The sequence below is a fragment of the Bartonella sp. OC16QHHD genome, from assembly GCF_042194035.1.
Lineage (GTDB): Bacteria > Pseudomonadota > Alphaproteobacteria > Rhizobiales > Rhizobiaceae > Bartonella.
The window spans coordinates 1-23,411 of the sequence record NZ_JBHIMJ010000055.1; the positions used below are offsets into that span (position 1 = coordinate 1).

Annotated in this window: 37 protein-coding genes and 1 pseudogene; 12 read left to right on the forward strand and 26 right to left on the reverse strand. The window is 40.8% G+C overall.

Annotated features, from left to right (window positions below; translation table 11 throughout):
* From ACFIK1_RS05615 to ACFIK1_RS05640, 6 genes are all read right to left on the reverse strand, one after another.
* Positions 1-1,113: DUF4815 domain-containing protein (locus ACFIK1_RS05615; protein ID WP_375662279.1), on the reverse strand; the 1,113-nt coding region annotated here is incomplete at its 3' end.
* A gap of 1 nt (position 1,114) precedes the next feature.
* Positions 1,115-2,248: a phage tail protein gene (locus ACFIK1_RS05620; RefSeq protein WP_375662280.1), complete on the reverse strand. Its 1,134-nt coding sequence runs from the start codon at positions 2,246-2,248 to the stop codon at positions 1,115-1,117.
* The gene (locus tag ACFIK1_RS05625) at positions 2,248-3,075 is read right to left on the reverse strand and encodes a baseplate J/gp47 family protein (RefSeq protein WP_375662281.1); all 828 of its coding nucleotides are present in this window, start codon (positions 3,073-3,075) and stop codon (positions 2,248-2,250) included. Before ACFIK1_RS05625 ends, ACFIK1_RS05620 begins: the two co-directional genes overlap by 1 nt.
* Entirely contained in the window at positions 3,072-3,413 is a 342-nt protein-coding gene (locus ACFIK1_RS05630) for a GPW/gp25 family protein (RefSeq protein ID WP_375662282.1), read from the reverse strand. Before ACFIK1_RS05630 ends, ACFIK1_RS05625 begins: the two co-directional genes overlap by 4 nt.
* Positions 3,410-4,099: a phage baseplate assembly protein V gene (locus ACFIK1_RS05635; protein ID WP_375662283.1), complete on the reverse strand. Its 690-nt coding sequence runs from the start codon at positions 4,097-4,099 to the stop codon at positions 3,410-3,412. The genes ACFIK1_RS05630 and ACFIK1_RS05635 overlap by 4 nt, the downstream gene beginning before the upstream one ends.
* Positions 4,080-4,628, reverse strand: a complete 549-nt coding sequence (locus tag ACFIK1_RS05640) for a hypothetical protein (protein WP_375662284.1) — start codon at positions 4,626-4,628, stop codon at positions 4,080-4,082. Before ACFIK1_RS05640 ends, ACFIK1_RS05635 begins: the two co-directional genes overlap by 20 nt.
* Before the next feature lie 49 nt (positions 4,629-4,677).
* On the opposite strand from ACFIK1_RS05640, the gene ACFIK1_RS05645 reads away from it, so the two are divergent.
* Genes ACFIK1_RS05645 through ACFIK1_RS05655 form a run of 3 tightly spaced genes read left to right on the forward strand, consistent with a single transcriptional unit; the run spans position 4,678 to position 5,446 of the window.
* Positions 4,678-4,950 carry a toxin HicA gene (locus ACFIK1_RS05645; RefSeq protein WP_273790312.1) on the forward strand — a complete coding sequence of 91 codons (273 nt, stop codon included), beginning with the start codon at positions 4,678-4,680 and terminating at the stop codon, positions 4,948-4,950.
* Entirely contained in the window at positions 4,940-5,257 is a 318-nt protein-coding gene (locus tag ACFIK1_RS05650) for a type II toxin-antitoxin system HicB family antitoxin (protein WP_004856761.1), read from the forward strand. Before ACFIK1_RS05645 ends, ACFIK1_RS05650 begins: the two co-directional genes overlap by 11 nt.
* Before the next feature lie 42 nt (positions 5,258-5,299).
* On the forward strand, positions 5,300-5,446 hold the full coding sequence (locus ACFIK1_RS05655) for a CopG family antitoxin (RefSeq protein ID WP_375637094.1): 147 nt from the start codon (positions 5,300-5,302) through the stop codon (positions 5,444-5,446).
* Between the two features lie 46 nt (positions 5,447-5,492).
* Here ACFIK1_RS05655 and ACFIK1_RS05660 read toward each other — a convergent pair whose 3' ends face one another.
* The 11 genes from ACFIK1_RS05660 to ACFIK1_RS05710 form a co-directional block, all read right to left on the reverse strand.
* Positions 5,493-5,771: a hypothetical protein gene (locus ACFIK1_RS05660; RefSeq protein ID WP_375662285.1), complete on the reverse strand. Its 279-nt coding sequence runs from the start codon at positions 5,769-5,771 to the stop codon at positions 5,493-5,495.
* On the reverse strand, positions 5,768-6,502 hold the full coding sequence (locus tag ACFIK1_RS05665; RefSeq protein ID WP_375662286.1) for an antA/AntB antirepressor family protein: 735 nt from the start codon (positions 6,500-6,502) through the stop codon (positions 5,768-5,770). Before ACFIK1_RS05665 ends, ACFIK1_RS05660 begins: the two co-directional genes overlap by 4 nt.
* A gap of 333 nt (positions 6,503-6,835) precedes the next feature.
* Entirely contained in the window at positions 6,836-7,189 is a 354-nt protein-coding gene (locus ACFIK1_RS05670; protein ID WP_375662287.1) for a hypothetical protein, read from the reverse strand.
* Between the two features lies 1 nt (position 7,190).
* Complete coding sequence (locus ACFIK1_RS05675) at positions 7,191-8,267, reverse strand: major capsid protein (RefSeq protein ID WP_375662288.1); 1,077 nt, start codon at positions 8,265-8,267, stop codon at positions 7,191-7,193.
* Between the two features lie 12 nt (positions 8,268-8,279).
* Entirely contained in the window at positions 8,280-8,648 is a 369-nt protein-coding gene (locus ACFIK1_RS05680) for a head decoration protein (protein WP_375662289.1), read from the reverse strand.
* Positions 8,645-8,797: a hypothetical protein gene (locus ACFIK1_RS05685; RefSeq protein ID WP_273790320.1), complete on the reverse strand. Its 153-nt coding sequence runs from the start codon at positions 8,795-8,797 to the stop codon at positions 8,645-8,647. Before ACFIK1_RS05685 ends, ACFIK1_RS05680 begins: the two co-directional genes overlap by 4 nt.
* A gap of 110 nt (positions 8,798-8,907) precedes the next feature.
* Positions 8,908-9,981 carry a S49 family peptidase gene (locus tag ACFIK1_RS05690; RefSeq protein ID WP_375662290.1) on the reverse strand — a complete coding sequence of 358 codons (1,074 nt, stop codon included), beginning with the start codon at positions 9,979-9,981 and terminating at the stop codon, positions 8,908-8,910.
* Entirely contained in the window at positions 9,971-11,515 is a 1,545-nt protein-coding gene (locus ACFIK1_RS05695) for a phage portal protein (protein WP_375662291.1), read from the reverse strand. Before ACFIK1_RS05695 ends, ACFIK1_RS05690 begins: the two co-directional genes overlap by 11 nt.
* Complete coding sequence (locus ACFIK1_RS05700; protein WP_375662292.1) at positions 11,515-11,763, reverse strand: phage head-tail joining protein; 249 nt, start codon at positions 11,761-11,763, stop codon at positions 11,515-11,517. The genes ACFIK1_RS05695 and ACFIK1_RS05700 overlap by 1 nt, the downstream gene beginning before the upstream one ends.
* 3 nt (positions 11,764-11,766) lie before the next feature.
* A complete protein-coding gene (locus ACFIK1_RS05705; RefSeq protein ID WP_375662293.1) occupies positions 11,767-13,713 on the reverse strand; it encodes a phage terminase large subunit family protein in 1,947 nt (648 codons plus the stop codon).
* Complete coding sequence (locus ACFIK1_RS05710; RefSeq protein ID WP_375662294.1) at positions 13,703-14,272, reverse strand: hypothetical protein; 570 nt, start codon at positions 14,270-14,272, stop codon at positions 13,703-13,705. Before ACFIK1_RS05710 ends, ACFIK1_RS05705 begins: the two co-directional genes overlap by 11 nt.
* Before the next feature lie 62 nt (positions 14,273-14,334).
* On the opposite strand from ACFIK1_RS05710, the gene ACFIK1_RS05715 reads away from it, so the two are divergent.
* The 5 genes from ACFIK1_RS05715 to ACFIK1_RS05735 all read left to right on the forward strand — a co-directional run bounded on the left by ACFIK1_RS05715 (position 14,335) and on the right by ACFIK1_RS05735 (position 15,904).
* The gene (locus ACFIK1_RS05715) at positions 14,335-14,649 is read left to right on the forward strand and encodes a type II toxin-antitoxin system RelE/ParE family toxin (RefSeq protein WP_375662295.1); all 315 of its coding nucleotides are present in this window, start codon (positions 14,335-14,337) and stop codon (positions 14,647-14,649) included.
* Between the two features lie 16 nt (positions 14,650-14,665).
* Positions 14,666-14,962, forward strand: a complete 297-nt coding sequence (locus tag ACFIK1_RS05720; RefSeq protein ID WP_004861504.1) for a HigA family addiction module antitoxin — start codon at positions 14,666-14,668, stop codon at positions 14,960-14,962.
* 75 nt (positions 14,963-15,037) lie between these two features.
* The gene (locus tag ACFIK1_RS05725) at positions 15,038-15,247 is read left to right on the forward strand and encodes a hypothetical protein (RefSeq protein WP_375662296.1); all 210 of its coding nucleotides are present in this window, start codon (positions 15,038-15,040) and stop codon (positions 15,245-15,247) included.
* A 125-nt stretch (positions 15,248-15,372) separates the two neighbouring features.
* Entirely contained in the window at positions 15,373-15,636 is a 264-nt protein-coding gene (locus tag ACFIK1_RS05730) for a type II toxin-antitoxin system RelB/DinJ family antitoxin (RefSeq protein ID WP_375662297.1), read from the forward strand.
* Positions 15,623-15,904, forward strand: a complete 282-nt coding sequence (locus ACFIK1_RS05735) for a type II toxin-antitoxin system YafQ family toxin (RefSeq protein ID WP_375634173.1) — start codon at positions 15,623-15,625, stop codon at positions 15,902-15,904. The genes ACFIK1_RS05730 and ACFIK1_RS05735 overlap by 14 nt, the downstream gene beginning before the upstream one ends.
* A gap of 44 nt (positions 15,905-15,948) precedes the next feature.
* On the opposite strand, the pseudogene ACFIK1_RS05740 reads toward ACFIK1_RS05735, so the two are convergent.
* The 5 genes and pseudogenes from ACFIK1_RS05740 to ACFIK1_RS05760 all read right to left on the reverse strand — a co-directional run bounded on the left by ACFIK1_RS05740 (position 15,949) and on the right by ACFIK1_RS05760 (position 19,051).
* A pseudogene (locus ACFIK1_RS05740) lies at positions 15,949-16,462 on the reverse strand (antA/AntB antirepressor family protein).
* 588 nt (positions 16,463-17,050) lie between these two features.
* On the reverse strand, positions 17,051-17,632 hold the full coding sequence (locus tag ACFIK1_RS05745) for a hypothetical protein (RefSeq protein WP_375662298.1): 582 nt from the start codon (positions 17,630-17,632) through the stop codon (positions 17,051-17,053).
* A 3-nt stretch (positions 17,633-17,635) separates the two neighbouring features.
* The gene (locus tag ACFIK1_RS05750; RefSeq protein ID WP_375655788.1) at positions 17,636-17,950 is read right to left on the reverse strand and encodes a hypothetical protein; all 315 of its coding nucleotides are present in this window, start codon (positions 17,948-17,950) and stop codon (positions 17,636-17,638) included.
* A gap of 508 nt (positions 17,951-18,458) precedes the next feature.
* Complete coding sequence (locus ACFIK1_RS05755) at positions 18,459-18,854, reverse strand: type II toxin-antitoxin system HicB family antitoxin (RefSeq protein WP_375633257.1); 396 nt, start codon at positions 18,852-18,854, stop codon at positions 18,459-18,461.
* The gene (locus ACFIK1_RS05760; protein WP_375633256.1) at positions 18,851-19,051 is read right to left on the reverse strand and encodes a type II toxin-antitoxin system HicA family toxin; all 201 of its coding nucleotides are present in this window, start codon (positions 19,049-19,051) and stop codon (positions 18,851-18,853) included. Before ACFIK1_RS05760 ends, ACFIK1_RS05755 begins: the two co-directional genes overlap by 4 nt.
* Positions 19,052-19,354: 303 nt before the next feature.
* Between ACFIK1_RS05760 and ACFIK1_RS05765 the strand changes: the two genes are divergently transcribed.
* Positions 19,355-19,537, forward strand: coding sequence for a type II toxin-antitoxin system HicA family toxin (locus ACFIK1_RS05765; RefSeq protein ID WP_006589116.1), 183 nt, complete (start codon positions 19,355-19,357; stop codon positions 19,535-19,537).
* A 20-nt stretch (positions 19,538-19,557) separates the two neighbouring features.
* Complete coding sequence (locus ACFIK1_RS05770; protein ID WP_375613904.1) at positions 19,558-19,980, forward strand: type II toxin-antitoxin system HicB family antitoxin; 423 nt, start codon at positions 19,558-19,560, stop codon at positions 19,978-19,980.
* 3 nt (positions 19,981-19,983) lie between these two features.
* Here ACFIK1_RS05770 and ACFIK1_RS05775 read toward each other — a convergent pair whose 3' ends face one another.
* A complete protein-coding gene (locus ACFIK1_RS05775; protein ID WP_375662299.1) occupies positions 19,984-20,526 on the reverse strand; it encodes a hypothetical protein in 543 nt (180 codons plus the stop codon).
* Positions 20,527-20,538: 12 nt separating this feature from the next.
* Complete coding sequence (gene ssb / locus ACFIK1_RS05780) at positions 20,539-20,991, reverse strand: single-stranded DNA-binding protein (protein WP_375662300.1); 453 nt, start codon at positions 20,989-20,991, stop codon at positions 20,539-20,541.
* A gap of 300 nt (positions 20,992-21,291) precedes the next feature.
* Between ssb and ACFIK1_RS05785 the strand changes: the two genes are divergently transcribed.
* Positions 21,292-21,483 (forward strand): hypothetical protein, encoded by a 192-nt coding sequence (locus ACFIK1_RS05785; RefSeq protein ID WP_126603690.1) that lies wholly within the window; start codon positions 21,292-21,294, stop codon positions 21,481-21,483.
* A gap of 69 nt (positions 21,484-21,552) precedes the next feature.
* Entirely contained in the window at positions 21,553-21,981 is a 429-nt protein-coding gene (locus ACFIK1_RS05790) for a type II toxin-antitoxin system HicB family antitoxin (RefSeq protein ID WP_006589119.1), read from the forward strand.
* Positions 21,982-22,023: 42 nt separating this feature from the next.
* On the opposite strand, the gene ACFIK1_RS05795 is transcribed toward ACFIK1_RS05790, so the two are convergent.
* Both ACFIK1_RS05795 and ACFIK1_RS05800 read right to left on the reverse strand, forming a co-directional pair.
* A complete protein-coding gene (locus ACFIK1_RS05795) occupies positions 22,024-22,572 on the reverse strand; it encodes an antA/AntB antirepressor family protein (protein ID WP_375662301.1) in 549 nt (182 codons plus the stop codon).
* Between the two features lie 237 nt (positions 22,573-22,809).
* Entirely contained in the window at positions 22,810-23,157 is a 348-nt protein-coding gene (locus ACFIK1_RS05800) for a hypothetical protein (RefSeq protein ID WP_375662302.1), read from the reverse strand.
* Positions 23,158-23,411 lie beyond the last annotated feature (254 nt).

Genomic DNA, 23,411 nt, shown 5'->3' on the forward strand with positions numbered 1-23,411 from the left:
TGAGACTGTGATTTCCTTTGCTGTTACTTTATCAGCCGTGATTTTTGCGCGATAGCGGTAAGTCACCTTATAGCTGCTCCCTGCTAAAGGTTCGTCTCCCACCGGTGCCCAATCAATGGTGTCTCCGGTTTTTTTAAAATCCGTTCCTTCTTTAAATTCCTTGCTTCCTTGAACGATTTTGATAAACGCGGTGATGCTTTTATCAGGAACACCATCACACCCCGAAGCAACTGCACCACGGGTGACGTTAACGGTTTTTTCTTTTGTCAACAAAAGAGACTGAATATCAGCAATAGGAAAATAATAGGGTTTAAAGGTGAAACTTGTTTTCCCTTTTGGGGGCGAAAAAATGTGCGTTTCGCTAGGAACAACGCTTGTCGAAAAATCCTCTGGCTCTTCATGGCGCAAGGCGGCAAGGCGTTTGCGTTTAAAGCCATTGATATTGGCTTCTCCTTCTTGAATACTAAACACTTGGCAACCATTATTTGCTCCCAATGCGCTCACACGGCAGCCACTCACGATATAATGCCCATGGGCGCGGTCGTACGTCGCAATAGCTTGCATGGCGGGTTCAAGCAATGAGGGCGATTTTTGATCAATCAGAACACCATCTTGTAAAATATAAACCGGAAAGAAAGTGCCATTCTGCGCATCCTCTTTTAGTGCCCAAACAAGCTTTGCTGTTTCGCGTGCCGCTCCGGGCTCTCCTTCTGCTAAGGTACCAGGGACTTGCCCCAATAGCTCTGGATCATCTTCGTGTGTTATCCATTTTTTTTGCAGCTTCACACCAATTTCCAAGCGCCCAATCATGGCAACATTGTTGAGTACAGCTGGTGCAACGGGGAAAATATCGCCTGCGATATAAATCTTGCCATCCGTTAAAGTGACGGTCCTTGTGTCTTTGTTGACAAAAGCATCAGCCCGTTCAACGCGGTCTCCTTCTTTTGCAACAAGGCGCCCCAAGCGGTCATGCCGTCCCCTGATGATGGTTTGAACCTCATTCAGTTCACCACTTTGAATAAAGGGACGCGTGCCATAAAACACCACGCTTTGTTGTTCCTCTTTGCCGCGAGATCTGTCAATTGCAAAGGGTAAACCACTTTCATGCTTCATATTAAAACCTCAATAAAATCTTGAATTGTTCGCGAACATCAGCACGCAAAGGAATGTTGACCGGTGTTTTGAGTATCTCGACACCACCATTCAGTTCATTGACGTCACACCAAAGCTTGCCAAAGGGGATATCAAGAGGGGGGATATCAAGGGGGACATCTTGTTTGGGAATGCCGTGAACGAGAATGGAAACAAAAGCTGCTTGTTTGTCCTCAACATCTTCAAAATCTGTGCGGGCTGCAAGAAACAACAGAGTCCCGGTTGTAGAAGGGTTAAATTTGTTTCCACAATGGCTGTACACACCATCCAAAGCCTGTTCGACAGGCGCTACAGCATAGCATCTGCGAGTGCCAATCACGTCATCTTTGGTGTCTCTTAACACGAGATAAAGCGTACGGTTGCTAAACCACTCTGTCATGAGTATATCGCGTTCATGTTTTTTGACCGAACACCACGGAAAATTTGCCATGTCCCATGGATAATCGATTTGTTCAAAGCTTAACTCTTCATCCCCATCATCTATCCAATTGCCAATAAGCCTGCCTTCTTCTCTTGTGAGCGTGTGATTGATCTCTGTTGTGCGCCCAAAGGAAAACAAAGTGCCCCCAGCTGTTAAGCGAACACCGCTTTCATACTCCAACATGCTGTCATCAAGGCGTGACATATTGCCCTCTGTGGCTTGCACATCATAACCATAGGTCCCACGACGAAAATCAGAGCGCAAACTTTTGGAAAGGTCGGTAATCGCTTCAATAGCTTCAAGGCTTTTACGTTCAGGCAACTGATCAAAATCAAGTTGAAAGGAGTTCCACCATGCGCGCCCTGTCCATGCGGGTTGAAAGCGTGCAGAAAGCTCTAACCATTGAAGCCCCATCTCTATTGCCATAACAGACCCGCGCAGGCGTTGCCATGCAAGCCCTTGGTCAATCAAATCATAGAGGTTTGGAACATAAGGTGTCAGTTCACCAAGCCCGTATTCTTCAATGAGCCACGGCAAGAAACGGGGAGGGCGTGTGATCAGTTTTGCGCGTGAAATCCCCAAAACAGAACCATCAATATCTTGATGAAAATCGCAAGCATCGGCAAGGCGCTTTTCAAATTCTGTTGCGTTTGTGGGAAGGAGGGAACCAACCATTAGCGCGCACGCCCTTTGAAGTTTAAGGTGATTTTTCCAATCGATAAAATTTCTTCATCACAAACCATACTGTCTTGTGTTGGGGTAATGGCAATCACTTTCTGGACACCAGGGATCATCAGTTTTGAAACCCACCACGAGAGGCTTAATTCACGACCAATGGCTTGTTCTTGTCTCCATGCTGCTCTTAAATTTGCTTCCATTGTCGTGAGAATTTTCAAAGATGTTTCTGGTAACAGCCAAACATCTGCTTCTAAATCCAGCACTTTTTTGACAGCAGCGTGAACAATGATTGTATCATTGGTCATGATGATATTTTTTCTGTGAAGAGCTTCTGAGACTGTTTGTATGAGATCTTCAGAGGCTGTTCCTTCTTCATTATTGCCAAAAAGAGCAACATAGATGGTTGGGTCTTTGCCTTTACGATAAATAATCGCATCCTTAACACGGCTATCGGCTGTTAAGGCTATAAGCTTGTAATAGGGTTCTGTTCCACTTCCGTTTCCCCCACGGACATGAAGTTGAATGCGTTCACGATATCTCTCGTCACTTTCACCCTCCATGCGGGCAAGACCATGCCAGTTTCCCAAAGCGTCAAGAGATTCACCGGTTGCAAAATCAAGAATGTTGTTGCGTGCCGCTTCGTTAATACGCTGTCTTAAAAGCAACTCTCGATAGCTAAAAGCCTCAATGACTTTTACAGCCGGATCACTTTCAAGAATGGTATATTCCGGCAAAAGCTCTTTTAAATGGGCAAGAGCAGCAGCGCGGATTTCCTCAAAAGAAAGTTCTGTGATGATTTCCGGTTTTGCAAGTACTCCATTCATTTTATCAATAATCCTTCCATGGTAATGGGCTTACCGGATGGCAAATAAATGCCTTCAAAGGACAAAGAAACTTGTCCAGCATCAACCATTTTAAAATCAATCGTTTTCAATTTAAAACGCGGTTCCCATTTGTCTAAAGCCTCAGCAACGGCGGCATGAAGGGCAACGGCAAAAGCATTATTCACTGGTGCATCAATGAATTCTGCAACGCGTGAACCATAATCACGACGCATTACACGCGAACCAATCCGTGTTGACAAAATATCAAGAATTGATTGGCGTAAATGATCAATGCCGGTCAATGACTTTCCCGTTGTACGGTCCATTCCACTGTTCAATTGGGACCTCCTGTCATAGAGCCACCAGAAGTAACACCGCCATGAACATGGGTTGCTCCTACATTGGTGCCGTTATGCTTTAGTCCACTTGAATGAATGGAAACCTCATTGTCTGAATGAAGAGAAACACCATCTTGCGAATGGAGTGAAATGTTCCCATTTGCTTTTACAGAAATGTTGCCCTTTGCCTTTAAACTTAGATTACGTTCTGAAGTGATTTTTATGCCCTCCGGTGCGCTAAGCTCTAGCTTACCAGCATCTCCTTTGAGTGATACGCCATCAGAGATTGTCAGAATAAACTTTCCACCCGATTTTATATTAAGGGCATAGGTGTTTTGTTCATCATCATATTCAAGGCTGGTGCCATCGGGATAAAGTGTTTTATGAATATTGCCCTTATCAGCTGCTTGGTTCGCATCGGTATGAATAGAGCCAACAATCACCCCTTGTGATAAATCACCTGATGATGAGACAACAATGACTTGTTCTCCAACATCGCGCCCTTCATAAGAGCGTGTTTTACCGGCGCGGGCTTGTGTGTCTGGAATCCAGTCACTGAGAAGATTGCCACTTTTTATCCGATAGCGTGCGTTTTTATGGTCGACATGGCTAATCTTACCCACCACAACCATATTTGCCACACGTCTCTTTAGATCGGTGATTTCTTTATCGCGCCGCTCTAACATGAGTACCCTCGATTTTATGGTATTTGTCTTTGTTTCTCACGCCTGTTTCTGGTTCAAAGCTTAAGAAAGGTTCAACGATTCTTGCTGTTACATTGCCTTCTTCTTCATCCATGTTGGGGATGTTGGTCACATAAATGACTTCAAAGGTTAAAATCGCACCATGGAGCGCTAGAGCGCCATTATCACCAAAGGCAAAAGCAATATTTTGCAGGCGGCATGTTTCAACGCTGTTGTTGAGATTGGGGTTGGCATGGAAAATCTCTTCAACTTCCCATGCTAATTGGTCAACAAAACGCGCTCCATCTTCACATGTTGCATAGCATTCAACATCTACTGTTAAAACACGCCGTCTTACTCCATAATCATAGCCATCTTCAATGGTTTCACTTTGTGTTGAGATATTAATAGCTGGCATTGCTTCAATAAATAAATTGAAGTCACGCATATTGAAAACATTGTCACCAGCTGCCGTCTTTGCTGCCTTTATCAACGCAACAAATGTTTCTCTTATCGTCTCACGGGGGTGCATGGGGGCTCCTGTTCAATTAAGTGCATAAAATGATTGACTAGGATTAATAATGATACTATCATTGGTTATGAGTAATAAAGTTGAAAAAATAATCAGCTTGATGAAAGCATCACCAAAGAACATTAAGTTTTCAGATTTGTTGGCTGTATGTGTCTATTTCTTTGGAGAACCACGGAACAATGGTACAAGCCACTTTGTTTTTAAAACACCGTGGCTTGGTGATCCTCGTGTGAATATTCAAAAAGATTCTGGTAACAAAGCAAAAGCTTATCAAGTCAAACAAGTCTTACAAGCGATAGAAAGGATGAAACATGAACAATAATCATTATACATATCGTGTTTTGTGGTCGCAAGAAGATGAGGAATATGTCGGATTGTGTGCAGAATTCCCATCCCTTTCATGGTTAGATGCTCAAGCAGAGAAAGCTTTAAAAGGCATTATGGACCTTGTTTCAGAAGTTGTGGAGGACATGCAACATAATGGAGAAGAAGTTCCTGTGCCTTTGTCACATGGTAAATACAGTGGTAAGTTTCAATTAAGAATACCACCAGAACTCCATAGAAAACTTGCAATACAAGCCGCTGAAAATGGTGTGAGTTTAAACAGATACATTTCTTCTAAACTTTGAATTTTTTAAAATTCTATACACATCAAAAGAAATTTAATTTTTATGAAAACCTCTAAATTAAAACAAATGCCCGTTTTTAAGACGGATGAAGAAGCAGAAAACTTTGTTGATACTGCAGATCTTACAGATTATGACTTAACTAGTTTTAAACCCGTTCATTTTGAGTTCTTACCTAAAGAAGTCTCTTGACTACCTCCCCACCTTTAACGATAGGGAGGGGAGTTTTGTTTTTAAGTTAAGCAACCTTTTTAATGGGGCTCTCGAAATTTGGTTCATAAGCGCGTAACAAAGAATCCATGCTATGTGGCAGTTCTGAAGCTCCAAAATCTGTCAAAATTGCCAAGATTTTTGTAATATTGGGCACGTCATCTTGAAGTTTTGAAATCAAAGCTTTTTCTATTACACTCATAGTGTCAACTAGAGCAGTACAATCTTTGTCGCTCACATTTTCATCATTAGAAAATTGAGATAATGCTATCCATAAATCGCATAAGAAGTTGGTATCTATCTTCATTGTACACCTCCATGGATTTGTTCTCTCAAACATGCCAATCCTCTAGATGTGATTTTCGTTGAAGGGAGCACCTTTTCTGTACCATCCGGTCTTTGAATGGTGATAGCAGGACAATCCATAAATCCTTTCTTGATCTTGTCCTGATAAGGTAACAGAGGCGCCCCTGGAGCCCGTCGATAGACCCAATCATGTTTACGCAAGTAATCCGTTAAATCCTTTGGTCGTACCTCCAACATCTTCGCGGCTTCAATTAAACCAAACAAACCATCAGAGCGTTTTAGACCTTCCAAAGCCTCTGCTTTTGGTGCTAATTCAGCAATGGTGTTATCCTTTTGCTCGATTTGGCTTTGTAGATGATTCAAGACTCCCAGCAATGCTTCAGGTTTGGAGTAGTCAACTTGTGGTGTCACTACTTGTTTCAAAAGTCGTTCACATTTGATAAAGTATTGACGTGCTTCATGCCCTTTATCATTACGCTCTATCATCGAAAGATGTTTAGCCATGTCTAACGTAATGTGGTATTCTATGCTTGGGCGCCCACCTTTTTCTAAATTTTTAGAAAAACCTATAAAGTCTATATTTTCTCGAAAATTACATTCTTTAATGCGATTTTTAATCCAGTCTGCAAACTTTGATGTAATCCCTAAAAATGCGTGCAACTCACGCGCATTCACAGTTTGAACAGTCTCTTGATCAATAATCTGTTCTGATATTTCTATAAGTGTGTTCATAAAGAACTCCTTGGTAATAGAGGTTTCTTAATGACACTCAAAAAGAGTGCCGGGTGCTAAGAAACACGGTACCAAGTCCGTCGTTATGCTTTTCCTCAAAGGGTATTTTATGGCATAACCACACCCGACAAGATCATTATATGCGTGTAACATACAATGAGTCAAAGCCTTTAATGTGCGGAAAATAAACTATCTCGGTAGTTTGTCCGCTTGGTATTTTCTAAGGTGTTTCTTAGGCACCTGATTCGATTATTCATATTGTCGCCACATTGTCAAGTGGGAACGTAATATTTTTATAACAATAATCAAAACAGCTTGCTAGACAAAGGTGCCTTATTGTTTCTGTTCTCGTAAGATAAGCTTATACATACCGGATTCAGAGGCTTGGACATCTGTGATCACGAAGTGCTCTTGAGAGGGGGCTTTGTTGTTTTCAGGAGAGAGGACCACAATACTATCTTGAGGTTTTGGTGGTAAACCCCCGATATCATTGATACAAAGATCAAGTTCCTTTCTTGCAATTGTCGTGGGGATTCTGCCTCCAGCCTCCGATTCTGAATGCTTAATGCCGTAAATCGCTGTGATACGAAAAGATTGCTGGTTGTCTTTTCGTGTGTAGATGATGGGCTGCCCAAAAGTGTTGCGCACATCTTTAACCATTTGGTTTAGCAGCCCGTGCCATCGCATGTTATTTTCCTCCACTGACCGCTTTAAAGAGCATTTCAGGACGCGTGCAAATGTAAAGCGGATAGCTATAGACCTCCGGTTTTACCCATGCATTACGGTCGAGGTCGACGATAAGCATCGTGTAGAGAGGTCTTCCAACCGTGTTGGCAAAATCCAAGCTTTCACCAGGAGCAAAGGTTTTTTGAAATACTCCCGGTGCATTGGCAGGCAAGAATTGACATTCATCAGGTTTAATGCCTATGGCGCGCTTTGTTCCAGCCTTCGCACTCACATTATAGTTGTGAATACTCCGGTAATTAATGAAAGTGACGCCTGCAAAGTCAAAACTACCAAAGCTCCCAGAGCCAATCGAACTTGCTGTTGCAACACCTCCAGCACTATTTAAAGTTTGTGCAAGAGCTGTGTTGAGATAGGTTTCACGAATTGTTTTATGGTTTTTCAACTTGGAAAAGAATTCATTTCCACAAAGCCCAATAATGCGTGAACGATCAGAAAAAGCTCCTTTTGAAGCTTCAATCATTTTCATAATGACTTGATCAACATGGTCCGCAACATTGGTTGTCTCATTATTTAATTTAAAGTCAATCGGCTTTGGTGGTGCGATTTCCCATTCCTTGTACCAATCGACAATAACAGAGCCATCGGCATCAAGAACCACCCCTTGAACAGCGCCAAGTTGCATGTTTTCCCATGTCAATTCGATTTCAGAAATCAGTTTCTTTTGTTTTCTGGCAATATATTTCATTGCTGTCTCGAGTTGATCTTCTGTCCCAAATTCACGCCGGTTTTGGATTTCCTCTGATTTCACCGTGTCACTTTTGGCAATGCGTGTTGTTTTGAAAAACCGAAGATTACGTCCATCTCTATCCCCTTCTGCCAAGGGGGCGCCACGTTCACTGGTTTGAATCAAGGACAATGTATTGTCACGTCTTTCAATACCAACCACTGTGGTGCTTGTTTCCACTTCCTCAAAAAGATCAAGAGAACTAATAAGTCCCGGTTGAAACTCATAGTTTTCAATCGCTTTCATCATGGTGGTGGCTGAGAAAGCGTCGTGTTTAAAAAAATTCATATCCATGTGCGCATTCTCCTATCGCAATAAAATATTGTTATGGTCTTCGAGAGACTGAATGGCAGCACTTTTTTGTTCATCTGTAATGGCATCTGGCCATAGCAGTTCAGAAGCTTTTACAGTGCATAAGCGTGCTGTCATTACGGCACGTTGATCGGCTTGAGAGGCATCAACAGTGGCAAAAGAAATCCCTGCAGGGATTTGACTGCCATCTGATGCTGCTGGATTAAGGGGGACATAGTATTCCGTTGCGGTTATCTTTCCCATGACAGTTCCAGCTTCAATGAATGCTCCTGATGCAAACACCACTTCTTCGTTTGACATATCGGGGTCGTAAGGTCCAAGATAAGCGCCATTGCGTACGTCGTCATAAATAATATTCGTCATTTCACTGCCCTCCAAGCTGCTTCCCATTTTGTATGAATCTTTGCCTTGCTCGTCCCATCACTATGAGGGGTATAAGGCGAGACTTTTAAAGACGCGCTTTGAGAGCTAGCAGCCGTCAACACACACTGGCGTGCTTTCTCGATACTCATACCGTTTTGAATAGCTTTTGCTGCGTCAAAAGAAACGCCTAAGTGCTTTGCTTGCCTTTCAAGGGTTGTTAGTGCTTTTGCGCGCTTTCTTTCTTTTTCAAGAGCAGCTTTTATGTTTTCCTGCTTGTCTTCGTTGTCTTCATCCTCATCTTCGTTTTCTTCTTCATCGTCGAAGTCTTCGGCGTTTTTGTCGACGTCACTATCGTCTTCGTCCTCTTCCTCGTCATTGATGATGTCGACGATCTTTTCGTCATCCTCTTCTTCAGCGCGGTATTGTGTGCGTGCCATGTGTTTTGTCCTTCTTTTTCTGTTGATGTTGGGTTTTGTGATATGGAATCCGTTAAGGCTTCCAAAGCTTGCGCAAGGGTGCCCTGCGCATCTGCTAATCCAAGCGTGATCGCTTGGGTGCCTATAAAAGTTTCTGCTTTTGTGTCACGAATTGCAGCAGCATTTAAGCGTCTGTTTTGCGCCACCCAATCGACAAACATCTCGTAGAGTAGGGCGCAATCTGCTTGCATTTTTATCTGTGCTGTATCGCTCAAGGGTTCGTGAGGGTTGCCATGAACTTTGTGATCACCTTCAAAGACAAAGGTCCATTTATGCCCGTGTTTTTCATCTGCACGGGATTGGTCAAGATGGGCGCAAACAACCCCAATCGAGCCCACAACGCTCGTGCGAGCTACCCATATTTGAGAAGCTGCACAAGCAATGGCATAAGCTGCAGAACAGGCAAACTCATTGGCATGTGCCCAAATGGGCTTGACGTATTGTTTTGAGAGTGTTTGAAACTCTTCAACCAAATCAAACACACCGCCGGCTTCTCCACCGCCGCTGTCAATATCAAGTAAAACAGCGCGAACATCAGGTTGTGCAATGGCTTCACGAAAAGAAGCCCTTAAACCTTCATAAGAGGTTAGCCCCGATAAAGCCCCAAGCCATGCACCGCGACGCACAAGCGTGCCATGAACTGGTATTATGGCAACATTGTTTTGTACTACATAAGTTTCAGGGGGTCTTAAAGCCGTTGTATCCCCTTGTCCAAATGCCCCAGGGGCAAACTTTTCTCCCTCAAAAAGACGCGGTGCAAGAGCATTCAAAATGATATCAAGCTTTGTCGAGGCAAGCATATGTGGAACCCCAAAAAGCCGTGATGCCAAGAACGGCATATCAAGATTATTCACCATTTGTATGTGCCTCACTGCCTTGGTTACTTTCATAAGTTTCAGAAGGTTCTGAATCTGCGGGATCAATTACTTGATTGCTACCAGCCGGTGCCGCCATATCGGTGTCAAAAGATAAGCCGCGCGCACGAGCGTCTGTGTGTTCTTCTTGCAGTTCGGCATGAATGCTGTCGATATCAAAGCCGCGCTCGGCAAGTGCCATGCGTCGTGTTTTCAAGCCTGCACGAATTTCTTCTTTTTCCGCCGTGATATCCTTGTTTGGATCAATCATTTCAAGCGGGGGCGCAAAGCTTTCACATTGAAGCCATGGCAAGGAATTTTCTTCCCATCCGGGTAAGTGAACGCGTCCAGAAAGTACTGCCATTTCAACAAAACGTTCCCAAACAATGCGGTTAAACTGAAAGGCAATGATATGTTCACGCCATTGTTTGACATGCCGTCTAAACTGAATGATAGAGGTTCGCACATTGGAAAAATTACCGCGCGTAACGTCTCCAGTCACAACGGCATAAGGCATATTGAGAGCCGAGCAAATTTTTGAAATATTGCGAAATTGGAAAGCCTCATAAGAACCTCCAACCTCAACAGGGTTAGAGAATGTAACCTCTTTATTCTCTCCTAAATAAAGAGATGCACCGGGTGCAATGGCAGGTGCTTCGTATTCTTCTTCAACGTCGTTTTTATCACGATTATCGGATAATTTTGCGACGTTTGGGGAATTGTCCTTGACAAACGCTGCGAAAAGAGCCGCCGTCCTTTTTCGATCAAGTTCTGCATCATCATAGGATTCGAGTTGAAAGATCTTTGTCATACAGCGCGTTATTTTGGGAGAACCGCGCAATTGTCCGGCAATCCGGCGTTCTTTGATATGAAGGACCATTTCAGTAGGCACACGTATGCGCTCTTGGCTCTTAAAGGCTCTGTTTGCAGGACAATCATCATAGGGATGATGTTCCCAGAAATGATAAGCAACGCGCTTACCACTGGCATCGAATTCAATTCCCATACGAATGTAATTGCCTTCAATTTCAGCAGGTCCATTATAGGTGAGATCCAGCATTTCAGTAGGATAAACTTGCAACTGAAGAGGCACACCAGAGCGCCCATAAAGGTCAACATAATGCAATCTTACAAAGCATTCGCCGGTTAAAAAGACCTCTCGTGCAATGGTTGCTTGCAGCCCATAAAAGCTGGCATCTTCGTCGTAGTCTGCTTCATCAGCCCATTGCCACCATAAGTCTAAAAGCTTTTTCTTTTCTTCTTGAAAACCTTCAATGCGAGGATAAGGTTTAATCCCATCACTGACAGCCGCAGAGACCCATTCTTCAGTCGCAGAACCGTAAAGAGCTTCATTGTCATAAAGCCATCTTGAACGAGCAACAATGGTATCACCGCATTCTTCAATCGCTTTATTGATATGTTTTTTTGCGGGATCAAAACCACCCATGCGACGGCTTTTGCTTGCCGCTTCAAAATGGGGATTGTGTTGACGAGAAATTGTAAAAAAGCCCGTAAGTTTATTGATAAAGCCAGCCATTAATAGCCTCGTGAGATATTAAAATAGAACACGCGTGAACCTTTACGCCCTTCAAGGTCCGCTATTTGCGTATTGATCATTTTAAGAGCTCTGCGCAGTTCCTCAACAGAGCGGTTGCTGATTTGCTTATCGCCGTGACGCACTGATTGCGCACCCGAATAAAGAGCCTCTTCAATTTGTTCACGCCGCCTTTTTAAACTTTCCAGTCTGTTAATTTTGCTGTTAAATTGTCCTAAAGTTTCATCCACAAATTACCTCCAATCCCCTCGCATATAAGGATTCATCACTGTTCTGGATTGTTTCCTTTGAGGTTTTGCTATCTGAGATCTTCTTGGAGAAGTGAATGAAGAAATCCCAGATGTTGGTTGCTCTACAGAACCTTCAATTTTAAGTTTTTCCAAACGCTCTTCTAAGATATCAACTTCTCGATTAAGGTTTATTCCCGCCGAAATCAGACCTTGTAAAGCCGCATAAGCATAGACCCTACAATCCAAGGCTTCGTTTCTTGCCTTTTCACTTTTTTGCCATTCAATACGCTTGAAGCCTTTGAAATATTTGATGACTTTTCTTTCAGCGGTTAGCTGGTCAAAATATTCCTGGTCAAGGCTTTTGTGAAAGTGTGTTGCACCAGCCCCCGATGCTTCAGGTCCCGATTTTTTAAACCGTGCTGTAATGATATCTTTCGCGGCATCAACCCCAACAATATAAAGATTAATCTGTCCTTTATTGTTTTTGCTTGGTCGGCGTGGCCAGACTGCACGCCATCCCGCCTGTCCTTTAATCCCCCAAATGCGCCGCCCCTCACGCGGGCGCACATAATTATAAACCGCCTGTGTATGTCCACCACCGGTATCAATACAAGCTGCTGTTATCCTAATCCCCTCTTTATAGCCTGGATGTGGCCAGCGCTTTGCAAGATATTCATCCAATTGGTCCCACACTTCAAAAGAAGAGGGATCACCAAGGATCACTTGATAATCAATATGCCAACTTTCTTCACTACGCCCCCATCCAACGACCTCAAGCTCTAACCGGTCATTTTGCACATCAATGCCCGCTGTTAACAACACGGCTTGTTCTGGTGCCAATGGATAATCTTCGCGTTTTGCATAGAGGCTATCAGGGTCAACAACTTCGCCTGTTCTGTCTTCCCATGGCTTTCCAAGCACTGTGTTAATAAAAACTTGCAAAAGAGCAGGGTCTTCTTTGGCTCTTAAAAATTCGCGCGCACAATCGCCCCAAGTCAGCCATGGCGAATAAAGCGCTGAAATATGGTAAGAACGCAGACGAGGCTTACTTGACTCCTGTGTTGCGATCCAGCAAGCACCGTTTTCTTCTGCCATTAAGGTGGACTTACGATGTTCGGCATGTTCATGACCACAATGCGCACAAACAAAAACAGCTTTTTCGGGGGCGCCTTTTTGCCACTTGATTTGTGACCAAAAAATCGGTTGTAGCGTACCACACGCATCACAAGGAACATTGTAATATCTCTGATCACCAAGCATAAAATCCTTGGCGATACGGCTTGTGTCACGGTGTGTCGGCGTGGACAATTTAAAAATTTTACGTTGAATAAAAGCAGAGGTTCGTTTTTCAGCAATTGTTACAGGATCGCCTTCATTATCGACATTCAATGGGTAAGCATCGACTTCATCCAAAACCAAATAGCGAATAGGAGAAGAACGCAATCCAGCAGCACTATTTGCTCCTGTAATCATCAATGTTCCCCCATAAAATTCCTTTGAAAACATTGTATTTCCACTGTCTCGTGCACGAGCAGGAGCAATGCGTTCGCTTAAAGCAGGGCTAGCTGAAATCATCGGATCAAGACGAGACTTTGACAGTTTCTTAGCGGTCTCAACTGTCGGCATCACATAAAGGGCTGGTCCTGGACTATGATGAATGGCATAACCACAAAAGTTCAACGCTGCTTCCGACATTCCAATCTGAGCCCCCTTCATCACAACCGTTGTTTCAGTCGGATCATAAACAGAAAGATTATCCATGATCTCTCGTAAATAGGGGGTACGTATAGTCCTCCATAATCCAGGCTCAGCACTCGTAACTGTGCTCAAATAACGATTTTTATCAGCCCACTGGGAAACAGTATAAGGCGGGTCAGGACGGCGTCCTTCATTCGCATAGCTAAAAAAGAGCCCAGCACCAGAGGACGAGGGCGAAGCATCACTTATCATGTTCTGGATTCTCTTCTAAAATGTTGGGATCGTGAAAAGAAACAGGGACGACATTTTCCACTAAAGCTTTGCGCATATGATGATCGATAGCTCCAATAAGGCTCGCAGCATCACATCCCACTTGCGCCGCAATTTCAGTACCAAAGCGATAGGCAAAATTGAGCATTGTATCTCGATGCGCTCTTCCAAAGTTCCATGCTTCTTTTCTCACTTCTTCACGATCAACAGTGGTTTCGCGTAACTTTTCCAGAGCAATCTTTTCTTTTGCTAGCGCAACTTGCATTCGCTCCAGTTTTATCTTGTATTCATTGGCTCCATCTGTAGAGGCTTGTTTGATCTTTGTCCGCGGTTGACCATCAGGCGCTAAAAATGGAGCAGGGCGCTTTGTTGGATTCTCATTCCAGATGGCTGTTGCAACGGCTTCATTGACAGAACCATCTTCAAAAAGAGCCGCATCAAATTTACCTGTCTTTATCCGAGAAACCACCGCATTATGTGAAACACCCATCTTCTTCGCAAACGCACGAACCGATAGACCCTCACGATGCTTCTTGGTCATTGCCATCTCTTTTACTAAATATTTTTCAACATTCATCCTTTTCTTTAGATTGGTATCATGCTATGATACATAAAAGAGTGAATGAAGGTGATTTGGTGATTGAATCTTTTGCGGATAAGCGTTGTAAAGATCTTTTAGAAGGTAATCCGCCTAAAGGTTTTCCAACAACTCTAGTACGTATAGCCCAAAGAAAATTGTTTATGCTCGATAAAGCGGTTGACCTTAAAGATTTACGCAGTCCTCCAGGAAATCGTTTAGAAGCATTGAAAAGAGAGCGTAAAGGTCAATATTCTATTCGTATTAATGACCAGTTTCGTATTTGTTTTGAATGGCACTCTAATGGCGCTTATGAAGTTGAAATCGTAGATTATCATTGATCTGTAGGAGGTCGAGATGAAAAATTATATTGCTATTCATCCCGGAGAAATTTTACGAGAGGAATATTTAAAAGAATATGCTCTCTCTGCTTATGCCCTTGCAAAAGCATTAAATGTTCCACGCACGAGAATAGAACGTATTGTTGCTGAAAATAGTCCAGTGACTCCCGATACAGCACTAAGATTAGCCTATTTTTTTGATACTACTGCTGAATTTTGGCTCAACATGCAAGCTGCTTATGACGTTAGTATATTACAAACTGAAAAAGCAGACGAATTTGCCAAAATCAATAAATTTGAATGTAGGGTTTAATGATCTTTCCACTCATGAAGTTTTAAGACGTAACAGATAATTGACGATCCGGTATAATCGGGTGTATATTCCGGTATGCAAACGGATACGCTCCAAGTCACACGAGAATTATTGGTTTTCAAAAAAAACTTTAAAATAAGATGTGGCTACACAAAAGAAGATTTGGAAGCCGTGGATTCTCCACCATTGACAGATGAAGAACTTGCACGTCTAAAGCCAGCTAAAGATGTTTTACCACCCTCCTTCTTTAAATATGTAACAAAAGAACGCCGTAAACGTAGGTAAAAGTCTTAAAAAAGCAAGCGGTTGTTAAGCCAAACGATCTCGCCACTCTAAAAAATGTGCTTTACAGTTGAAATTAAACTTCAATTGTATTACATTGAAATACAGTTACAAGAGGAGAAATCATTATGGCTGCCAGTCGTATGGTTCAAGCGCGTGTACCAGAAGAAATTCAAAATGTTGCTAATCAAGTTATTCAAGCTTCAGGTTTATCAGTAAGTGATGTTGTGAGAGTGTTGATGACGCGTATTGCACAAGATAAAGCTATTCCGTCCTTCTTGTTTCAACCTAATGCGGAAACTATAGCGGCTTTTGCAGAACTAGAGGAAGGTAACTTAAAAAAGTTTCATTCCGTAGACGAATTATTTGATGATCTCTATGCGGACGATTGAACGTACCACTATCTTCAAACGTGATTTCAAGCGTGAAATGAAAGGACGGTATCGGCATCTTTTAGATACTGATTTGCGCCAAATCATTGCAGCATTAGCAAATGACCAGCCTTTAGAACCTCGATATTATGACCATGCATTGACTGGGAATTGGAGCAATTATCGAGATTGCCATATTCGACCTGACTTAGTATTGATTTATCGCTTGATTGGTCAAGATCGATTGATTTTAGTGCGTCTGGGCTCCCATTCAAAACTTGATCTTTAAACCACCTCCCCATTTTGAGAACGGGGAGGGAAGATGTTTTAAGTCTAAGCTACTTTTGCAATCGGAGTCGCTAAAACTCGTTTAGCTTCTTTTGTAACTGATTTGTAATGATCAAGCTCTTTTTCGAGGTTATTTGCATCTAACAAACGTCTCATCACCAATCCTAAGATTTCTCCAACACCAGCAGTTTTTTTTAAAACACTCATAAGAAAATAATTCATTATCAACAAATTGGCTTTTTAGTTTCTTCTCGCACTCAATAAAATAACGGCGTGCTTGACGTCCTTTCTCGTTACGTTCCACCATTGAGAGCTCTTTCGCCATGTCTAATGTGATGTGGTATTCTGTACTTGGACGACCGCTTTTAGGTTTTACTAAATTTTTAGTAAAACTCACAAAGGCCTTATTTTCTAGGAAACCATATTCTTTAATACGATTAATGATCCAATCGTTAAAACGAGATGTGACCTTCAAAAACATATGCAACTCACGTGCATTTACTGCTTGAACAGTTTCTTGATCAATTGTTTGTTCTGTAATTTTAATAAGAGTGTTCATAATGAACTCCTAGTTGTTAAGGTTTTCTATTGACATCCGAAGAGGATGCCGGGCGCTAGAAAACACGGCAACTAGCCCGTCGTTACGCCTTTCCCATAAAGGGTATTGTATAGCATAACCACACCCGACAATATTATTATATGCGTGTAGCATACAATGAGTCAAAGCTTTTAGTTTGCGGAAGATCAGTTATTTCGGCAACCAATCCGCTAGTTGTTTTCAGGTGTTTTCTAGGCACCTGATTCGAAGATACCTATTACTGTAGAATTGTCAAGTAATAAAAATTACTTTTTGCTAAGAAAAAGTTTCACATACTGTACAGTGTACATATTGAAATTGTTATTTATCAATGAGTTAAGTGTACAATGTACAGTCAATTTGAAAATTCTGTCGCTAGCGATAGTTTGCGCTCGCCTGCCCCGCAACGAAGCCAACCCGCTGGGAAGTACCTTTTGAATTGATTTTATTGATTTTTTTATGAAAAAAACAAAGCATAAGTGATGATCTGTTTTTAAAATTGCAATAAGAATATGTAATGCCTAAACTCATAAGGATATGGAATATATAGATAAAGCTTGAGAACATGATCTAGACTTTTTTATTAGCAGCGTATTCTTGACGAGAAAGTTGTCTCTGTATGTTTTTGGTTAATCTTTCATTGGCATATTGTGCAATAGCACTTGCAATCTCTGGCTTGGACATCACCCCAGCAATGGAGGGTCCTTTTTGTTTTGCAATGGGGAATTGATCTCCATCGGCTCTTTGAAACACATTCCCATTCAGCTTTTTTAATTCAACGCGCTTTGGAAAACTCCCACCTTTGATAAAAGCATGAGGTAAGATTTCTTTCTTTCCAAACATTTTGTATGTTACACCGCGTTTTGTTTCTCTTGCTTGAAAAAATTTAAGAGGTATCGGTGTTCCAGAACCAATGATATCTGTCTCGAGAAGCTTTGCTGTCGCCTTTCCTTTAATATAAACGCCTCTTCTTATACGCTTTATTTGGGCTGATGAGATGTCTGCAACTTGCTTTTCAGTGAAGCGTTCAACTTGTTTTGCTGCAGTGTTTAGAGCATTACGCAGAGCCCAATTAAGGCGTGGTGCTTGAAGACTGGTGAAGGTATCCTTCACCTGTTGAAGATACCATTTTTGGTGGATGATTAACTTCAACTTCTAAGCCTTTTTTGGGGTAGGTGACTTGGAAGCTTTAGATGCTTTTGGCTGTTCGAGTGGAATTTCCTCTGTCACTGGTTCAGACGATGTTTGTACGGCTTCTTGTTTTATCTGCTTAATTTGTTCAATTGCCTTATCTGTTTTTGCTGTTGTCTTGACGTCAACAAAAAGTTTTGCAGCATTGGCGCGCTTGAGACGTGCGTAGACTTGATTAGAAACTTCAACAAATGGATTATTGGGTGTTGATGGTTCAAAGCGAACAGTGCTTTTATTGTCTCCAACAACACACATTGGCTTAGTGATGACAGCTTTCATCATTGCTCCTTTTGAGTCATAATTAATGACATCATTAGTCAAATATTGATTTTTATTCTGTGAAAAATTAATTAGCCAGAATTACCCAGAAAACAGGGCTTTCTAGCCACGCTTCAAGTTCACATTTTGCTGAATTTTTGAGGATATTTTTGAATTTTAGACACAATACGACTAGTGCAGTACCGTCATTAAATACGATTTTTTACACTATGTCAACAAAAAAAATCATGATCTTGTATTTTTTTATTTTAAAATAGAATATATAGAATTTTCTAAAACATTTTAGATTTTATAAATTATTGTGAAATTATTATAGGAGGGAAAGGCAATGACAGGTTCAGAAATATTAGATGCCATGTATATAGTATCAATGATAGTTATATCCCTCTTAACTATAGCGTTTTGTTTGCCTGCCGCCTTTTGATTTTCATTAATAGTTTGCGGATCATATGCAATTACACGCTTTTGCAAAAAAATCGAGAGTGAGAAATTTTTCCAGATTGATGAGCTAAATATTAAGCTCGTGACGGGCTGCTGTTGCCAAAAAAGCAGATCTTGTTAAACCTCTCTTTTGTGCACAATTATCAATTGCACGTAAAAGCCCTCGTTCAATTGATATATTTGTGCGTATGACTTCTGAATCATTTTCAATAAAAGGAACTTGTATTAAAAAAGCCCCTTCTGACAAAGCTGTTTTGACAGATTCCCGTTGTATGACTTCTTCAAATTTTGAAGGAATAGGCACTCTATCTACATCTTCACAATAAAGTTGGAGTGCTTCTGTTGCATTTGCTATTAAATTTTCTTCCTCATCAGCAGCAGAAAAAAGTCCCTCAAAATCAGGAAACTGAACACCAAAAGCAGAGTCTTCATCTTTATGAACAAGAGCAAAAAATCTTTTCATTCTTCTTCTCCTTCTTTTAACCAGCCTGCTTGTTGTGCGATAGAACGTGCTGTACCAATCGGAAGATTTTTTTTAGGATGTGGAACGATAACAACCTTATCATCTTTTTTTAATTTATGATGAGAACCTTTCACTTTGATAAGTTCAAAGCCATCACGCTTTAATTTTGTAATGATTTTTCGGCTATCTTGTTCCATTCCCTAAACTCATGATGTGTAAATATATACACATTTTAATGATTTTTCATCTGATGTCAATTCTTTTTTAACGGCTAAAGTGCTTATGAAGCGCATTAAGAACAATACGCAATGAAAGCACAAGGTGTGGTAGTGATTGATCTTCTATGACAAGATACTGTAATGCGGCATGAAGGTTATATTGACGGTGTAAACATTGAGCTTCTTNTTTACCTAAATATGGTGTTTTAAAAGATGTCCTTTATTTCTCTTTGGTACAACATTTATGTTGTATTGAAACATTTTAGATGTTATATTATTATAATGAATAGTCAAGAATTAAAAAGATATCTTATAAAGCATGGTTGCAGTTTTACTTCAGGGAAGGGAGGGCATTTGCTTGTAAAGCGTGGTTCGAAAAAGTCCGTTTTACCTATGCATGGTACGCGAAAAGAATTAGGGACAGGATTAGTCCAGAAGATTCTTAAAGATCTTGACCTAAAATAAGCCAGAATATGGAGGTGTAAATGAAATATGCAATCAAATTTATCAAAGATGACAATGATACTCTTCTAGTCGTCTCTAAAGACTTTCAGGAATTTATTACCTATGGTAACGATGAAAAAGAGGCTTTGGAACAGGCTAAAAATGCACTTTTAACAGTCATTATGGGGCGTTTTCAAGATCGTGAACCTATTCCCTTTGGCCATCGTGATATTGCCTATCCTTTTGTTGAAGTATCTTCATTGGTGACTTTAAAAATTGCAATACATAACGCTATGATTGAAAAAAACTTACGCAAAGCTGATCTCGTACGTCTTTTAAAACTTCATCCAATACAAATTGACCGATTGTTGGATTTAAACCACGCAACCAAATTAGATGCCTTAGAATCCACTCTCATTGCTCTTGGAAAAGAGGTTGCCATTAATATCCAAGACGCCGCTTGAAAACTACCGGTTTTGCGTAAAATGTTTATAAAGCGCATTAAGAACAACATACAGTGAACTGACAAGATGTGGTAGTGATTGATCTTCTATGACAAGATACTGTAATGCGGCATGAAGGTTATATTGACGGTGTAAACATTGAGCTTCTTGAACAACATCTTTTACAGCTAAAAGATGTTCTGTTGCTATCTGTACCCATTTCTCTCTTGCTCCGTCATCAGAAGTTGTAGGCATTTTATCATAAATTGCATTAGGCAAGGCTTTTGCACAGAGGTAATTGTTTTTCACTTCAAGATATTTTTGCGCAGCATCATATTGGTCTTGATTGATTTCGCCTTGCAAATAAAGCCGCCCGATATAGGTGCCGGAAAGCGGATTTTTAGCCTCTTCTATGGTCAAACAGAAGCGTTTGGCACGCATTTCAAGTGCCAATTTATCCATGGGTTCATGCGGTGTTTTTGCTCGTGAGATGCGTCCGTTTGGTTCTCTGATACATCCTTTAATCCGAGGACGCCCGCGTTTTGCACGTTTTTTTCTTTTTGTCATATTTTTTTTCAATCAGAATGGGATAGCATCATTAAGAGATGTGCTATGATCAGCAGCACCTGAAGCGATAGCATAATTTTGGGTAGTAATGGATGAAGGGGTAGGGGATGTTGATTGATCTTTCTTTGCATCAAGCAAATACAACTCGCCTTTGAATTGTGGTAAAACAATCTCTGTTGTATAACGGTCATGCCCATTTTTATCTTGCCATTTGCGTGTCTGTAATTTTCCTTCTATGTAAACCTTTGAACCTTTGTTGAGATATTGAAGTGCAATTTTTGCTAAATGTGGATTAAAAATCACCACGGAATGCCATTCTGTTTTCTCTACTTTTTGATTGGTTTTTTTATCTGTATAGCTCTCAGAAGTCGCTATACTAAAATTGACTATTTCTGCTCCAGAATTCATTGTTTTGCTTTCGGGATCAGCACCAAGGCGCCCGATTAACGTCACTTTATTTAGCATATTTGTAGCCCCATTAGATTTGCAATTTATACATAAAAATGTTAGCATAATTTGCATATTTATGCAATTATTTCAGTTAATTAATAACAGTTTTTTAAGTATTACATTATAATATTATTTGACAAATTATTCATCAAAAAACCATGTCACACAAATGGCATCGCTTTCTTATTTCTGCTTTTAACTTTTTAATAAATATCCTTTCATTTAAAAGTCTGTATCAAACTTTTTTGTTCGATTTATTGTTGACAATCGAACCTTTTTGTGCGATATTCATTTTATGCAGAAAGGGGAGGCTAAATGAAACGAGAAGCACTGCTTAGGGAATTACGTAAAGAAGCCAGAAAAAGAGGCATTCATTACAGTGAAGCTCCTGATGCAGGTAAAGGGTCACATTATTTGGTAACTTTTGGAGACAAAACAACTGTTATAAAATCGGGTGAATTAACGCCACTTTACGTGAAGATAATAAAAAAGCAATTGGGAATATGAAATTTATAATTCAAACGCTTTTAGTTTTTCGTTTCAAAAGCATTTCGATCATGGCGAGGAGACCTAAATATGGAATACACGTATCAAGCAAAACTGGAATCTGATCCAGATGGTGGTTTTATTGTAACCTTTCCAGATGTACCAGAAGCAATAACAGCTGGAGAAAATAGAGCAGAGGCATTAGAGAATGCTGTTGAAGCTTTAGGGTTAGCATTACGGAGCTATCCTATGCGTGGTTTGCCTTTACCAATGCGACAACAGTATAAAGACCTTGTAGAGGTTACGGTAGATGCGTGGAATGCTCTTAAGCTCGCAGTGGTAGAAGCCTTTAATGAAGCAAATATCACAAAAACAGAATTGGCACATCGTTTGGGTAAAAAAGAAACAGAAGCAAGACGCATTCTTGATCCAAATTATCCAACTAAGCTTCAAACACTAGAGCAAGCACTGAGTGTTCTTGGCAAGCAAGTCGTTATTACAATCAAAAACGCGGCTTAACTTCCTCCCCACCTTTAAAGATGGGGAGTTATGTTTTTTAATCTAAGCAGCTTTTACAACAGATTTTGCTAAGACCTGTTTTGCTTCTTCAATGAGTGTTTTATACTGTTTGCTTTCTTCTACCAATGTAAAGGCTTTAACAAGATGCATGTGGAGAGGTCCATAAATGTAAACAGCCTTTTTAGTTGGAGACATTTTATCCCAATCTTTTGGGAAATCAAAGCGTGTATCACGGTCATAATCAACAGATTGGCTTTTTAGTTTCTTCTCACACTCAATAAAGTAACGACGTGCTTGACGTCCTTTCTCATTGCGTTCAACCATTGAGAGCTCTTTTGCCATGTCTAGAGTGAGATGATATTCTATTGCTGTAACAGCTCTAGATTTTGCGCTTCCCAATTTTGGGAACCGCAAATCTTGTGTTTTTATGAAGTCTTTACCTTCTTCAAATGTATATTGATTAATACGATCCGTAATCCAAGTAGCGAAACGTTTTCCTATTTCCATGAATGCGTGTAACTCACGCGCATTGACCGTTTGCACAATTTCTTGTTCAATAATTTTTTCTGATATTTTAATAAGAGTGTTCATAATATTGGTTCCTTTGTTTTAAAAGTTTAAGTATCCAGGGCTAAAACAACCGAACCAATTCAGTCCTTCACATCTTTAGGTTACCCTTGGACATACATGTGAAGACCCTGGACAAAATTTCTTATGATGGGCAACAGATCTTTCGGGATACTATTGAACCGATTGGTTACAGGTGTTTTAAGCCTGCTTCGTAACCTAATGGCTTTTAAAAATTTGTCAAGTTGTTCCTGATATGAGTTAGCATCTAATCATTGTTTTTTCAGAAGCTTCTGATAATTTTTTGATCTCTCTGTTGATCTCGTCTATAAGAGGCTCGTAATTGAGAACGCTTTTCGGAATAGCACCACCGTAAACCCATGCTTTCACCTGCGCTTTGGTACTAAAATCTGCCTTTTCTGGTATGGTGTAATACTGACCACCGTCAAACTTTTCACACTCTCTTGTGCCGTCTTCATATTCGTAGAGGTTGTAAAAATACTCCTCTGCTCCGTCCCCCCAAGGAACATAACCAACAGCTGTTGCAACAAACTCTTTTTGCATTGGTTGTTTACGCTTTTTTAAGAACAGGTCTTTTAATATTCTCATGTTTTTAGTCCATAATTTTACCAATTGGTCTATTTACCTCAAATTTGACCGTACAGAGCGTTTTATATTACAGATGTTGTTTTCATCATAAAATCTTTAAATCGCTTTGTACGGTACCTTTTTGTCGATTTAAATGCATGTCTAATCGTAAAATGATCAGCACTTTTCACTAGTTTGCTGTTTTAAGCCGCTTTAGAATTGCTACTGTTATGTTGCTCTTCACTAGGCTTGCCTATTCTCATGAATGAAATGCG

Bases quoted from the DNA above. Each gene is read 5' to 3' on its own strand.
- ACFIK1_RS05690 (WP_375662290.1), bottom strand. From the start codon at position 9,981: ATGGTGAATAATCTTGATATGCCGTTCTTGGCATCACGGCTTTTTGGG.
- ACFIK1_RS05675 (WP_375662288.1), bottom strand. From the start codon at position 8,267: ATGGATATGAATTTTTTTAAACACGACGCTTTCTCAGCCACCACCATG.
- ACFIK1_RS05645 (WP_273790312.1), top strand. From the start codon at position 4,678: ATGATACTATCATTGGTTATGAGTAATAAAGTTGAAAAAATAATCAGC.
- ACFIK1_RS05790 (WP_006589119.1), top strand. From the start codon at position 21,553: ATGGAATACACGTATCAAGCAAAACTGGAATCTGATCCAGATGGTGGT.
- ACFIK1_RS05665 (WP_375662286.1), bottom strand. From the start codon at position 6,502: ATGAACACACTTATAGAAATATCAGAACAGATTATTGATCAAGAGACT.
- ACFIK1_RS05800 (WP_375662302.1), bottom strand. From the start codon at position 23,157: ATGAGAATATTAAAAGACCTGTTCTTAAAAAAGCGTAAACAACCAATG.
- ACFIK1_RS05710 (WP_375662294.1), bottom strand. From the start codon at position 14,272: ATGACCAAGAAGCATCGTGAGGGTCTATCGGTTCGTGCGTTTGCGAAG.
- ACFIK1_RS05785 (WP_126603690.1), top strand. From the start codon at position 21,292: ATGAAACGAGAAGCACTGCTTAGGGAATTACGTAAAGAAGCCAGAAAA.
- ACFIK1_RS05685 (WP_273790320.1), bottom strand. From the start codon at position 8,797: ATGAGTATCGAGAAAGCACGCCAGTGTGTGTTGACGGCTGCTAGCTCT.
- ACFIK1_RS05750 (WP_375655788.1), bottom strand. From the start codon at position 17,950: ATGAAAGCTGTCATCACTAAGCCAATGTGTGTTGTTGGAGACAATAAA.
- ACFIK1_RS05625 (WP_375662281.1), bottom strand. From the start codon at position 3,075: ATGAATGGAGTACTTGCAAAACCGGAAATCATCACAGAACTTTCTTTT.
- ACFIK1_RS05730 (WP_375662297.1), top strand. From the start codon at position 15,373: ATGGCTGCCAGTCGTATGGTTCAAGCGCGTGTACCAGAAGAAATTCAA.
- ACFIK1_RS05695 (WP_375662291.1), bottom strand. From the start codon at position 11,515: ATGGCTGGCTTTATCAATAAACTTACGGGCTTTTTTACAATTTCTCGT.
- ACFIK1_RS05795 (WP_375662301.1), bottom strand. From the start codon at position 22,572: ATGAACACTCTTATTAAAATATCAGAAAAAATTATTGAACAAGAAATT.
- ACFIK1_RS05670 (WP_375662287.1), bottom strand. From the start codon at position 7,189: ATGCGATGGCACGGGCTGCTAAACCAAATGGTTAAAGATGTGCGCAAC.
- ssb (WP_375662300.1), bottom strand. From the start codon at position 20,991: ATGCTAAATAAAGTGACGTTAATCGGGCGCCTTGGTGCTGATCCCGAA.
- ACFIK1_RS05620 (WP_375662280.1), bottom strand. From the start codon at position 2,248: ATGGTTGGTTCCCTCCTTCCCACAAACGCAACAGAATTTGAAAAGCGC.
- ACFIK1_RS05735 (WP_375634173.1), top strand. From the start codon at position 15,623: ATGCGGACGATTGAACGTACCACTATCTTCAAACGTGATTTCAAGCGT.
- ACFIK1_RS05755 (WP_375633257.1), bottom strand. From the start codon at position 18,854: ATGAAAAGATTTTTTGCTCTTGTTCATAAAGATGAAGACTCTGCTTTT.
- ACFIK1_RS05655 (WP_375637094.1), top strand. From the start codon at position 5,300: ATGAAAACCTCTAAATTAAAACAAATGCCCGTTTTTAAGACGGATGAA.
- ACFIK1_RS05650 (WP_004856761.1), top strand. From the start codon at position 4,940: ATGAACAATAATCATTATACATATCGTGTTTTGTGGTCGCAAGAAGAT.
- ACFIK1_RS05765 (WP_006589116.1), top strand. From the start codon at position 19,355: ATGAATAGTCAAGAATTAAAAAGATATCTTATAAAGCATGGTTGCAGT.
- ACFIK1_RS05705 (WP_375662293.1), bottom strand. From the start codon at position 13,713: ATGATAAGTGATGCTTCGCCCTCGTCCTCTGGTGCTGGGCTCTTTTTT.
- ACFIK1_RS05775 (WP_375662299.1), bottom strand. From the start codon at position 20,526: ATGACAAAAAGAAAAAAACGTGCAAAACGCGGGCGTCCTCGGATTAAA.
- ACFIK1_RS05720 (WP_004861504.1), top strand. From the start codon at position 14,666: ATGAAAAATTATATTGCTATTCATCCCGGAGAAATTTTACGAGAGGAA.
- ACFIK1_RS05640 (WP_375662284.1), bottom strand. From the start codon at position 4,628: ATGCACCCCCGTGAGACGATAAGAGAAACATTTGTTGCGTTGATAAAG.
- ACFIK1_RS05635 (WP_375662283.1), bottom strand. From the start codon at position 4,099: ATGTTAGAGCGGCGCGATAAAGAAATCACCGATCTAAAGAGACGTGTG.
- ACFIK1_RS05660 (WP_375662285.1), bottom strand. From the start codon at position 5,771: ATGAAGATAGATACCAACTTCTTATGCGATTTATGGATAGCATTATCT.
- ACFIK1_RS05760 (WP_375633256.1), bottom strand. From the start codon at position 19,051: ATGGAACAAGATAGCCGAAAAATCATTACAAAATTAAAGCGTGATGGC.
- ACFIK1_RS05680 (WP_375662289.1), bottom strand. From the start codon at position 8,648: ATGACGAATATTATTTATGACGACGTACGCAATGGCGCTTATCTTGGA.
- ACFIK1_RS05770 (WP_375613904.1), top strand. From the start codon at position 19,558: ATGAAATATGCAATCAAATTTATCAAAGATGACAATGATACTCTTCTA.
- ACFIK1_RS05715 (WP_375662295.1), top strand. From the start codon at position 14,335: ATGATACATAAAAGAGTGAATGAAGGTGATTTGGTGATTGAATCTTTT.
- ACFIK1_RS05725 (WP_375662296.1), top strand. From the start codon at position 15,038: ATGCAAACGGATACGCTCCAAGTCACACGAGAATTATTGGTTTTCAAA.